This is a genomic window from Micromonospora sp. ATLC16 (assembly GCF_057196645.1).
Genome location: NZ_JBXUOW010000107.1, coordinates 1 through 10,874 on the forward strand (window position 1 = coordinate 1; position 10,874 = coordinate 10,874).

Annotated in this window: 9 protein-coding genes; 6 read left to right on the forward strand and 3 right to left on the reverse strand. The window is 71.3% G+C overall.

The annotated features are described in order from the left end of the window. Positions 1 to 106: 106 nt before the first annotated feature. Positions 107 to 292 carry a hypothetical protein gene (locus AC2CHE_RS25505; protein WP_484507381.1) on the forward strand — a complete coding sequence of 62 codons (186 nt, stop codon included), beginning with the start codon at positions 107 to 109 and terminating at the stop codon, positions 290 to 292. A gap of 166 nt (positions 293 to 458) precedes the next feature. Here the strand turns inward: AC2CHE_RS25505 and AC2CHE_RS25510 are convergent, their stop codons facing one another. Together AC2CHE_RS25510 and AC2CHE_RS25515 are read right to left on the reverse strand one after the other, a co-directional pair. Further along, positions 459 to 1,889, reverse strand: coding sequence for a pectate lyase family protein (locus AC2CHE_RS25510; RefSeq protein WP_484507382.1), 1,431 nt, complete (start codon positions 1,887 to 1,889; stop codon positions 459 to 461). A gap of 426 nt (positions 1,890 to 2,315) precedes the next feature. Beyond that, on the reverse strand, positions 2,316 to 3,524 hold the full coding sequence (locus AC2CHE_RS25515; protein ID WP_484507383.1) for a DUF349 domain-containing protein: 1,209 nt from the start codon (positions 3,522 to 3,524) through the stop codon (positions 2,316 to 2,318). A gap of 263 nt (positions 3,525 to 3,787) precedes the next feature. Here AC2CHE_RS25515 and AC2CHE_RS25520 point away from each other — a divergent pair, with 263 nt between their 5' ends. Genes AC2CHE_RS25520 through dapF form a run of 3 tightly spaced genes read left to right on the forward strand, consistent with a single transcriptional unit; the run spans position 3,788 to position 6,280 of the window. After that, positions 3,788 to 4,519, forward strand: coding sequence for a class III extradiol dioxygenase subunit B-like domain-containing protein (locus AC2CHE_RS25520; RefSeq protein WP_484507384.1), 732 nt, complete (start codon positions 3,788 to 3,790; stop codon positions 4,517 to 4,519). After that, positions 4,402 to 5,433, forward strand: a complete 1,032-nt coding sequence (gene miaA, locus AC2CHE_RS25525; RefSeq protein WP_484507389.1) for a tRNA (adenosine(37)-N6)-dimethylallyltransferase MiaA — start codon at positions 4,402 to 4,404, stop codon at positions 5,431 to 5,433. The genes AC2CHE_RS25520 and miaA overlap by 118 nt, the downstream gene beginning before the upstream one ends. 7 nt (positions 5,434 to 5,440) lie before the next feature. Then, positions 5,441 to 6,280 carry a diaminopimelate epimerase gene (gene dapF / locus AC2CHE_RS25530; protein WP_484507385.1) on the forward strand — a complete coding sequence of 280 codons (840 nt, stop codon included), beginning with the start codon at positions 5,441 to 5,443 and terminating at the stop codon, positions 6,278 to 6,280. Between the two features lie 93 nt (positions 6,281 to 6,373). Here the strand turns inward: dapF and AC2CHE_RS25535 are convergent, their stop codons facing one another. Continuing rightward, positions 6,374 to 7,846: an NAD-dependent malic enzyme gene (locus AC2CHE_RS25535; RefSeq protein ID WP_484507386.1), complete on the reverse strand. Its 1,473-nt coding sequence runs from the start codon at positions 7,844 to 7,846 to the stop codon at positions 6,374 to 6,376. A 175-nt stretch (positions 7,847 to 8,021) separates the two neighbouring features. Between AC2CHE_RS25535 and hflX the strand changes: the two genes are divergently transcribed. Together hflX and AC2CHE_RS25545 are read left to right on the forward strand one after the other, a co-directional pair. Then, positions 8,022 to 9,470, forward strand: a complete 1,449-nt coding sequence (gene hflX / locus AC2CHE_RS25540; RefSeq protein WP_484507387.1) for a GTPase HflX — start codon at positions 8,022 to 8,024, stop codon at positions 9,468 to 9,470. A 65-nt stretch (positions 9,471 to 9,535) separates the two neighbouring features. Then, positions 9,536 to 10,874, forward strand: a 1,339-nt coding sequence (locus AC2CHE_RS25545; protein WP_484507388.1) for a hypothetical protein, incomplete at its 3' end; no start/stop codon positions are given.

Here is a 10,874-nt window from a genome sequence, read left to right on the forward strand (position 1 = left end):
GGCCCGCGGACCCAACATCGATCGCCGCACCTACAAAGCCACCACCAGCATCGACGTCATCACCAGCGACCCTTGACCAACCAGCCGCCGCCCTAACTGAACGGCGTTGGAGCTAGTGCGGCCTTTCCTCCAGCTTGAGCGCCTGCAGGCGGGCGGTCGTGCTGGCGAGGCCGTCACTCGGCGCAGCCGCCCCGCCGCCCGTACCCTCCTCGCCCAGATCATCCGACGCGGACCCGCAGCCGCCGACGTCGCCCGCCTGGCCACCATCGTCGGCCTGACCCGCCAACCCTGACCCACAACACCAGCCGACATCAGAAACAGCGCAAGCGATCGACGGCGACCGTGATCACCCGTAGTGCGGTGGTCGCCGAACACCTTGTCGATCATGAGGTTAGCGGTAGTTTTCGATCTCTATCGGGCCGCTAACCTCATGATCAACGAATCTCGGGACCTTGCGGTCAGAGCGAGATCCGGCCGGCGCCTGCGCCGCCGGTCACGATCGACTTGACGTTGCTCGCGGTGTCCAGGGTGTACGAGTAGGGGATGCCTGCGACGCTGCCGCCGGTCTGTCCGCTGCCCGAGTTGACGAAGTGGTTGTTGCGGGCCACCAGGGAGCCGGGGCCGGAGTTGGCCTCACCCAGGTGGTACGGGTCGGGGGTGTTCTCGAAGTAGTTGCCCTCGACCAGCACGCCGGCGTTCATCGTGGACGCCACGCCGTAGCCGCGCACGTTGCTGTAGTAGTTGTTGTAGACGTGCACCGGGTTGCCGAAGCGGACCCGGGGGTGGCGCTGGTTGCTGCCGTCGAACCAGTTGTGGTGGTACGACACCCGTAGATGGCCCACGTCCTGACCGGCGTTGCTGTCGCTGTGCCCGAGCAGCATCGACTTGTCGTGACCGTAGACGCGGTTCCACGACACCGTGATGAAGTCGGAGCCGCGCTTGATGTCGACCACGCCGTCGTAGCCGGCGGTGAAGGTGTTGTGGTCGATCCAGATGTTGGTGGCGGACTCCTGGACGTTGATCGCGTCGTCGTCCCAGTTCCGGAAGGTCAGGTTCCGGATGATGACGTTACGGTCGCCGTTGATGTTGAAGCCGCAGCCGGCGATCGTGGCACCGGAGTTGCCGAGGATGGTCTTGTTGGAGCGGACCCGCAGCATTCCCGAGCAGTTGATGGTGCCGGAGACCCGGATCACCGCCGCGCTGCTGGAGTTGAGCGCGCTGGTCAGCGCCGAGGCACTGGTGACGGTGGTGGTGCCGGCGTTACCGCCGCCGGTGGTGCCGCCGTTCTGGGTGGCCCAGCCGACCAGCCCGGTCTGCGGGCCCGGGTCCGGCGGGGGAGTGGTGCCACCGAGCCGCACCAGCTGCCACCGTTGGTTCGCGCCGTCCAGGTCGGCGTACTGCGAGATCATTCCACCGTCGGCGGTGGACCACTCCCACAGGTCGAGTGCCTTGCCGCTGTGCCGGTTGATGAACCGCACGTCGCCGTTGGCGGAGTCGCGCAACGCCCAGTGCTGTTTGGTGTCGCCGCTCGCGGTGACCTGGGTGACCTGCACCCCGTCGTTGGAGTTGGGCACCGTCACAACCTTGCCGGAGTGCCGGTTGCGCAGCTGGTAGTAACCGCTGCCCACGTCGACGAACTGGAACTGCTGGTTGTTGCCGTCGAGGCGGCTGAACTGCCGGATCTCGCCGCCGTCGGCGGTGGACCAGTTCCAGAGGTCCATCGCCTTGCCGCTGTGCCGGTTGACGAACACGTAGTAGGCACCGGTGTCGACGGTCGCGGCGGCGGCCGGTGCGGCGGTCACCGCGACGGCGGCGGCGGGCAGCGCGACGGCCGTCGCGGCCAGCACCGCCAACCGTCGTGTCAGGCGAGGCTTGACGTCTGCAAGCACGGTTGTTCTCCTCATCCTCGATAAATGGGACGGATCGGATGACGCGTCGGCGCACCGGCGGGGCCGGCGGTCAGGGCCGGTCCGGACCGGCCCGTGACGTGGGCGGCCACGGCGGCTGAGGGGGGTGGCGTGGGCCGTGGCGGACGCCCGGAGGCGTCACCCGGTGCGGTCGGCAGGGGATGAGCCCCGGCGGTGGAGGCTGCCGTGCCCGGCGGCAGCGATGCCGAGGCGGTCGCAGGATGCGCCCTGCCGTGGGATGAACTGTCGGAATGGCTCCCGCGCCCTACCTCTCGGGAGGGCAAGCGCTTTCCCAGGTAATCACAGATTGACGTCGATGTAAATGTCGTACGCTAACATCGCCGGGACCTGCGAAAACGACGATGCCCCCGGCCCCGTGAGGGCGGCCGAGGGCATCGGACGTACGACTCAGCCGGCCTGCTCGGCCAACTGGAGGAACTGGCGCTTCGAGGCGAGCGCCTGCTCGGCCTCCCTGATCCGCCGGGTGTCGCCTGCCGCCTGCGCCCGGGCCAGCCGCTCCTCTGCCTCCGCTACCTGCGACCGCATCTGGGCCAGCAGCGGATTGTCCTCCCGGCTGGTGCGCCGCCAGGCCGAGTCCATCACCTCGCGGACCTTCTCGTCGACCGCGCGCAGTCGGCGCTCCAGCCCGGCGGCGGCCTCGCGCGGCACCCGACCGGCCTCGTGCCACTGCGCCTGGATCTCCCGCAGCTTCGCCTGGGCGCCCTTCGGGTCGCCGTCGATGTCGAGCGCCTCGGCCTCGGTGAGCAACGCCTGCTTGCGCTCCAGGTTGGCGCGCTGCTCGTTGTCGCGGGCAGAGAAGACCTCGCTACGCCGGCTGAAGAAGGCGTCCTGGGCGGCCCGGAACCGCTCCCAAAGCTTCTGCTCGGCCTCCTTCGACGCGCGCGGCGCGGCCTTCCACTGCGTCATCAGGTTCTTGAGGTGGTTGGCCGTCGCCGCCCAGTCGGTCGATTCGGCGACCTTCTCGGCCTCGGCGACCAGCTCCTCCTTGACCGTCTGCGCCTGCTTGCGCTGCGCGTCGAGGGAGGCGAAGTGGGCGCCCCGGCGACGGGTGAAGCCGTCCCGCGCGGCCGCGAACCGCTTCCACAACTCGCCGTCGGTCTTCTTGTCGACCCCCCGAATGGTCTTCCACTCGTCGAGGATCTCCTTGAGCCGGTCACCGGCGGTCTTCCAGCCGGTCGACTCGGCAGCAAGCTTCTCCGCCTCCTCCACCAGGGCGGACTTGCGGGCGAGGGCCTCGACACGGGCGGCCTCCTTGGCCGCCCGGGCCTCGCCAACCTTCTCCTCGGCCACGGTGGCGAGCTTGTCGAGCCGGGTCGCCAGGGCGTCGATGTCGCCGACGACGTGAGCCTCGGGAAGGGCGGCGCGGATCCGTCGGATGGTGGCGAGCGAGTGGTTGGCGTCCGCCGCGCCGGACTTCAGCCGGGCCTCGGTCAGATCCACCTCGGTCACCAGATCGGCGAAGCGGCGTGCGAAGTGCGCCAGCCCCTCCTCCGGTGCTCCCGCCTGCCAGGATCCGACCACCCGCTCGCCCTCGGCGGTCTTGACGTAAACGGTGCCGTCCGCGTCCACCCGTCCGAAGGCAGTCCAGTCGCTCATGTGCCCATCCTCGTTCTCCCGGCACCAGGGAGCAGTCTCCCGGGCGCCGCCACGGCGCAGCCAAGTTTCTCCGGGCATTGTCACAGGTGCGCCCCGGTCCGCGTCGAGCGCCTATCGCCGACCGTGACCATACGGTGTCCTAGGGCCTGTTTGGGCCATCCGACCGGCGTGCCGCTTTCGACCGTACGGCGTACGCGCGGCGCGGTCGCCCTTGCCGGCGGCACGGCGGACACGCTGCCGAACCGGGCCGCTACGGTTGCCTGGTGCCACTGGTCGCCGCCGCCGTCTGCCCCCACCCGCCACTGCTCATCCCCGAGATCGCCGGTACCGCCGCGTCCGAGCTGGACGACCTGCGTACCGCCTGCGACGCCGCCGTCGCCCGGCTGCTCGACTCGGCAGCGCGGACCGTCCTGGTGATCGGCGCCGGCGACCGCAGTGCCGACCTCGACTTCCCGTTCCGGGGCAGCTTCGCGCCGTGGGGGCTACCGCTCGAGGTACGCCTCGGCGACGATCCCGACGGGCTGGCGGGCACCGACGACCTCCCGCTCAGCCTGCTGGTCGGCGCGTGGCTGCTCGACCGGCGACCGACGCCCAGGACCCGTGGCACGGACTGGCGGATGACGACGGTGCGGGCGGACGAACCGGTCGAGACCTGCGCCGACCTCGGTGCCCGGCTCGGCTCGGACCAGCCGTGGGCGCTGCTGGTGATGGGCGACGGCTCGGCCTGTCGGGGCGAGGAGGCGCCCGGCTACGCCGATCCGCGCGCCGGGGCGTACGACGAGACTGTCGCCCGGGCCCTGGCCGACGCGGACCGCGACGCCCTGCTCGGCCTGGACGCCGGCCTGTCGACGCAGCTCAAGGTCGCCGGCCGGGCCCCCTGGCAGGTGCTCGCCGGGGCGGCGCGGGCGACGGGCGGCCCCTGGCGCGGCGAACTGGGCTATCACGCAGCGCCCTACGGGGTGGGCTACCTCGTGGCGAACTGGGAGCGGTCGTGACCGCCCCGGGCAGCGTGATCGCGGTAGTCGGGCCGACAGCGGCCGGCAAGTCGGCGCTGAGCATCGCGCTGGCGCACGCGCTCGACGCCGAGGTGGTCAACGCCGACTCGATGCAGCTCTACCGGGGCATGGACATCGGCACCGCCAAGCTCACCGACGCCGAACGCGACGGTGTGCCCCACCACCTGCTCGACGTCTGGGAGGTCACCGAACCGGCCAGCGTGGCGGAGTACCAGCGGCTGGCCCGGGCAGCGGTCGACGACGTCCTCGCCCGGGGCCGGGTGCCGCTGCTGGTCGGGGGGTCCGGGCTCTACCTGCGGGCAGTGCTCGAACAGTTCGAGTTCCCCGGCACCGATCCGGCACTGCGACAACGCCTGGAAGGCGAGCTGGCCGCGCTCGGGCCGGCACCGCTGTACGCGCGGCTGCGCGAGGCCGACCCGGGCGCGGCGGCCGGCATCCTGCCCGGCAACGGCCGACGCATCGTGCGCGCACTGGAGGTGATCGAGCTGACCGGTAAGCCGTTCACCGCGGCGCTGCCCGAGCCGACGCCCCACTACCCGGCGGTGCAGATCGGCGTGGACCTGGACACCGCCCTGCTCGACGAGCGGATCGCGGTCCGGGTGGACCGGATGTGGGCCGACGGGCTGGTCCCGGAGACCCGCAGGCTGGTCGCGCGCGGCCTGCCGCAGGGGCGTACCGCGAGCCGGGCGCTCGGCTATCAGCAGGTGCTGCGTTTCCTGGGCGGCGAGCTGACCGAGACCGAGGCGCACGACGAGACGGTCCGGGCCACCCGCCGCTTCGTCCGCCGCCAGCGGTCCTGGTTCCGTCGTGACCCTCGGGTGCACTGGCTCGACTCGGCCGACCCGGGGCTGGTCGGGGCCGCGCTGCGGATCCTCGGCGAGACTGCGCGATGATGGAGGCGTGGAGTTCACCAAGGGGCACGGCACCGGCAACGACTTCGTGATCCTGCCCGACCCGGACGGCGCGCTCGATCTGACGCCCGAACTGGTGGCGGCGATCTGCGACCGGCGGCGCGGTCTCGGAGGCGACGGCGTGCTGCGGGTGGTCCGCGCCGCGAAGCACGCCGACGGCGCCGCCCTGGCCGGCGATGCCGACTGGTTCATGGACTACTGGAACTCCGACGGCTCCTTCGCCGAGATGTGCGGCAACGGCGCCCGGGTCTTCGTCCGGTACCTGCTGGCGAACGGGTTGGCCGCACCATCCGGCGACGCGCTGCCGGTGGCCACCCGAGCCGGCGTGGTGCGGGCGCGGGTCGAGGGTGACGCCATCGCCGTCTCGATGCAACGACCACGGCTGTACGGCGCCTCCGCCGCCGCCCTCGGCGGACTGACCCTGCCCGGCACGGCGGTGGACGTCGGGAATCCGCACCTGGTCTGCCCGCTGCCGGCCGGGCTGGACCTGGCCGGGCTGGACCTGACCCGCGCCCCGGACGTCGACCCGGCGGTCTTTCCCAACGGGGCGAACGTCGAGTTCACCACCGGCGGCGCGGCGACGACCGGTGTCGACGCGCACGCGCTGATGCGTGTCTACGAGCGTGGCTCCGCCGAGACGCTCTCCTGCGGCACCGGTGCCTGCGCGGTCGCCGCGGTGGCCCTGCGCGACGCCGACCGGGAGACCGGAACGGTCGCCGTCGACGTCCCCGGCGGTCGCCTGACGGTGACCGTGACCCCCGACTCCTGCTGGCTCTCCGGCCCCGCCCTCCTCGTGGCCACCGGCACCCTCACCCTCCCGACCCCCTGACCTGCGTTGATCATGAGGTTAGCGGCTCTCCGGAGATCAACTAATGCCGCCAACATCATGATCGACGCGAGTGGAGGGTCGGCGATGCGTGCGTCAGGGAGTGGCGGAGGCGGAGGCGGCGATCTCGGGGAGGTCGGCCGGGCCGGGATCGGCGGCCGGGGGTGGGGTGACGGTGGGGTTCTGGGCGGCGGCGCGGACGGCCGTGGCGACCGCCGGAGCCACCCGGGAGTCGAAGACGCTGGGCACGATGACCGTCGGGTTGATCTTGTCCTCGCCCACCACGTCCGCGATGGCCCGGGCGGCGGCGATCGCCATCTCCTCGGTGAACTCCTCGGCGTGCGCGTCGAGCATGCCGCGGAAGACGCCGGGGAAGGCGAGCACGTTGTTGATCTGGTTCGGCTGGTCGGAGCGGCCGGTGGCGACGACCGCGGCGTGCTTGCGCGCCTCCCGGGGGTCGACCTCCGGGTCCGGGTTCGCCAGCGCGAACACGATCGCGTCCTTCGCCATGGTGGCGATGTCGTCGCCGGTCAGCAGGTTCGGGGCACTCACACCGATGAAGACGTCGGCGTCGGCCAGCGCACCGGGCAGGTCGCCCGAGTAACCGTCGGAGTTGGTGTTCTCGGCCAGCCACCGCCAGGCCGGGTTGAGATCGGTCTGCCCAAGGTGCAGGGCGCCCTGCCGGTCGTACGCGATGATGTCGCCGACGCCCTGGCGCAGCAGCAGCTTCATGATCGCGGTACCCGCCGCGCCCGCGCCGGAGACCACCACCCGCACGTCCGCGAGCTGCTTGCCCACGACGCGCAGCGCGTTCGTCAGCGCCGCCAGCACGCAGATCGCGGTGCCGTGCTGATCGTCGTGGAAGACCGGGATGTCCAAGGCGTCGCGCAACCGGGCCTCGATCTCGAAGCAGCGCGGTGCCGCGATGTCCTCCAGGTTGATCCCGCCGTAGGCGGGCGCGATCGCCTTGACGATGGTGACGATCTCGTCGGTGTCCTGCGTGTCGAGCACCACCGGCCAGGCGTCCACCCCGCCGAAGCGCTTGAACAGCGCCGCCTTGCCCTCCATCACCGGCAGCGACGCGGCAGGACCCAGGTTGCCCAGCCCCAGCACGGCCGAGCCGTCGCTGACCACCGCCACCGTGTTGCGCTTGATGGTCAGCCGGCGGGCGTCCGCCGGGTTGTCGGCGATCGCCTGACAGACCCGGGCCACCCCGGGGGTGTACGCGCGCGACAGCTCGTCCCGGTTGCGCAGCGCGACCTTCGGACTCACCTCGATCTTGCCGCCGAGGTGCAGCAGGAAGGTGCGGTCGGAAACCTTGCGCACGTCCACGCCGTCGAGCGCGCTGAGCGCGTCGACCACCTGGTCGGCGTGACCGGCGTCGGCGGTGTCGCAGGTCAGGTCGACGATCACGTTCGTCGGATCGGAGTCGACCACGTCCAGCGCGGTGACGATCGCCCCGGCCTCGCCCACCGACGTGGTGAGCCGGCCGATCGAGGAGGCGTCGGCGGGCACGGCGATCCGGATCGTGATCGAGAATCCGGCACTGGGCAGTCGGGTCGTGGCCACGCAGGTCCCTCCGTCGGCGCTGAACGGCTCGTCCGCATTTCTACTCGCCCACCCCGGGCGGCCGGCATCCGCCCCCGCATCCGCCGGTCCGCGGGTGGGCATATACCAGGTGCAGCGGGCGTTGACACATGTCAGGATTACTCGGTACGTGCACAGAACGGACAGGAGAGATCGCTTGCGAGACCAGGAGACCTACGTTTCCATCCCCGACGACGAGCTCGACGCCACGACCGGCGAGTACGAGCTCTCCGAACGGCAGGCGCTACGACGGGTCCCCGGTCTCTCCACCGAGCTGACCGACGTCACCGAGGTCGAATACCGACAGCTCCGGCTGGAGCGGGTGGTTCTGGTCGGCGTCTGGACCGAGGGCACCCAGGTCGACGCGGAGAACTCCCTCACCGAACTGGCCGCGCTGGCCGAGACCGCCGGCTCGCAGGTGCTCGAAGGGCTCATCCAGCGACGCAACCGGCCCGACCCGGCAACCTACATCGGTCGCGGCAAGGTCGACGACCTCGGTTCGGTGGTGCTCTCCGCCGGTGCCGACACGGTGATCTGTGACGGCGAGCTGTCCCCGTCCCAGCTGCGTAACCTGGAGCAGCGCACCAAGGTCAAGGTCGTCGACCGCACCGCGCTGATCCTCGACATCTTCGCCCAGCACGCCAAGAGCAAGGAGGGCCGGGCGCAGGTCGAGCTGGCCCAACTGGAATACCTCCTGCCTCGGCTGCGCGGCTGGGGTGAGACGCTGTCCCGGCAGACCGGTGGGTCGGGCCGGGGCGGTGGCGCCGGGGGCGGCGTCGGCGTCCGTGGTCCCGGTGAGACCAAGCTGGAGACCGACCGGCGGCGCATCCGCCACCGCATCGCCCGGCTCCGCCGGGAGATCAAGGCCATGCGGACGGTACGCGAGACCAAGCGCGCCCGCCGCACCCGCAACGCGGTGCCCGCGGTGGCCATCGCCGGCTACACCAACGCCGGAAAGTCCAGCCTGCTGAATCGCCTGACCGGGGCGGGGGTGCTGGTGGAGGACGCGCTGTTCGCCACGCTCGATCCGACCACCCGCCGGTCCACCACCTCCGACGGACGGGTCTACACCCTCAGCGACACGGTGGGCTTCGTCCGACACCTGCCGCACCAGATCGTCGAGGCGTTCCGGTCGACGCTTGAGGAGGTCGCCGAGGCGGATCTGGTCGTGCACGTGGTCGACGGCGCCCACCCCGACCCGGAGGAGCAGGTCCGGGCCGTCCGCGAGGTGCTCGGCGAGGTCGGCGCCGATCGGCTGCCCGAGCTACTGGTGGTCAACAAGACCGACGCGGCCGACGAGGAGACCCTGCTCCGACTCAAGCGGCTCTGGCCCGAGGCGGTCTTCGTCTCCGCACACAGCGGCCGGGGCATCGACGCCCTACGCGAGACGATCGAGCGGCGGCTGCCCCGCCCGGCGGTCGAGCTGCGCGTGGTGCTGCCGTACGACCGGGGCGACCTGGTGGCCCGGCTGCACCGGCAGGGCGAGGTGCTCAGCACCGCTCACCTGCCGGAAGGGACGATGCTGCACGTACGGGTCAACGAGGCGCTCGCGGCCGAATTGCTGCCGTACGCCGAAACGGCGCAGGCGGGCGGTATCAGGCGGTAATCGCCCGTGATGGCCGCGCTACCACGTCACCCGACGGAAATCTGCGGCATGCGACACTTCTATCCATGCTCCGCACTGTTTCCTCCGTCACGGTTGCCCTCGGCCTGGTCGGGGCCACCGTGACGGTCACCGGTGCCGCGCTGGCCGCGCCCGGCTCGATCCCTGCCAAGGCAGCACCTCCCCTGGTGGCGGCCCCCCCGGCCGCCGTCGTGGGGCCGCCGGTGGCGGTGGCGGGGAAGAAGCGGTGCTCGGTCACCGACCCGCGGCTGCGTGAGCTGTCCGGCCTGGTGGCGACGAAAGGCGGCTACGTCGTCATCAACGACAGCACCGACCGGAACGACCGCAAGCGGGTCTTCTACCTCAACAAGGACTGCCAGGTCGTCCGCGAAGTGTCCTACTCCGGGGCGGGGCCGCTCGACACCGAGGATCTCGCGGTGGCGCCGGACGGCAAGACGCTGTGGATCGCCGACACCGGTGACAACGTGACAAGCCGCGAGCGCCGTGAGCGGGTGGCGGTCTGGAGCATGCCGATCGGCGGCGGCAGCCAACCGAAGCTGCACCGGCTGTCGTACCCGGACGGCAAGCCGCGCGATGCCGAGGCGCTGCTGATCGGCGACGACAAGCTACCGCTGATCATCACGAAGGTCACCGCCGGCAAGGCTGAGATCTTCACCCCGGACGGGCCGCTCAAGACCGGTGACACCGAGCCCGTACCGATGAAGAAGCTCGGCGACATCGAACTGCCGAAGACGGACACCGAGAACCCACTGAGCACCTTCGGTCGAGTCGCGATCACCGGTGCGGCCCGCTCCCTGGACGGCGCACGGGTGGTCGTGCGCACCTACGCCGACGCCTTCGAGTACGACGTCTCCGACGGCGACGTCGTCGCCGCCCTCACCACGGGCACCCCCCGGGTCACCGCCCTCGCCGACCCGTTCGGCGAGGCGATCGCCTACTCGACCGACGGTAAGACCTTTCTGACCGTCTCCGACGCCGGCCATCTGGAGGACGACGACCCCGTCAACATCCTCAGCTACACCCCCTCCAGAGAGGGGCCGAAGGACCTGGCGCAGGATCCCGATGCGGAGCAGAAGTCCGGGCAGTCGTTCCTCGACGGGCTGACCCCGACCGACATCATGTACCTGATCGCCGCGGTCGGCGTGCTCGGCGCCCTGCTGGTCGGCGCGGGCATCTTCGGAATCCTGCGTGCTCGTAAGCGCCCGGCGCCGGCGGGCAGGAGCCACGACGGCGGGGCTGCGAAGCGCAAGGGCGACGGTTTCGGCTCCACCCAGGACCGGGGCCGTGGCGGGGCGGCGGCCGGTGGCGTCTACGGGGGCTCGTCGGCCGGCGAGCGGCCCGGCGGTGGCGCACGCCCGGGCGGCGTCTACGGCGGCGGCGGTGGCC

Excerpts from the sequence above, each read along its gene's own strand:
- AC2CHE_RS25515 (WP_484507383.1), bottom strand. The coding sequence starts at position 3,524 with ATGAGCGACTGGACTGCCTTCGGACGGGTGGACGCGGACGGCACCGTT.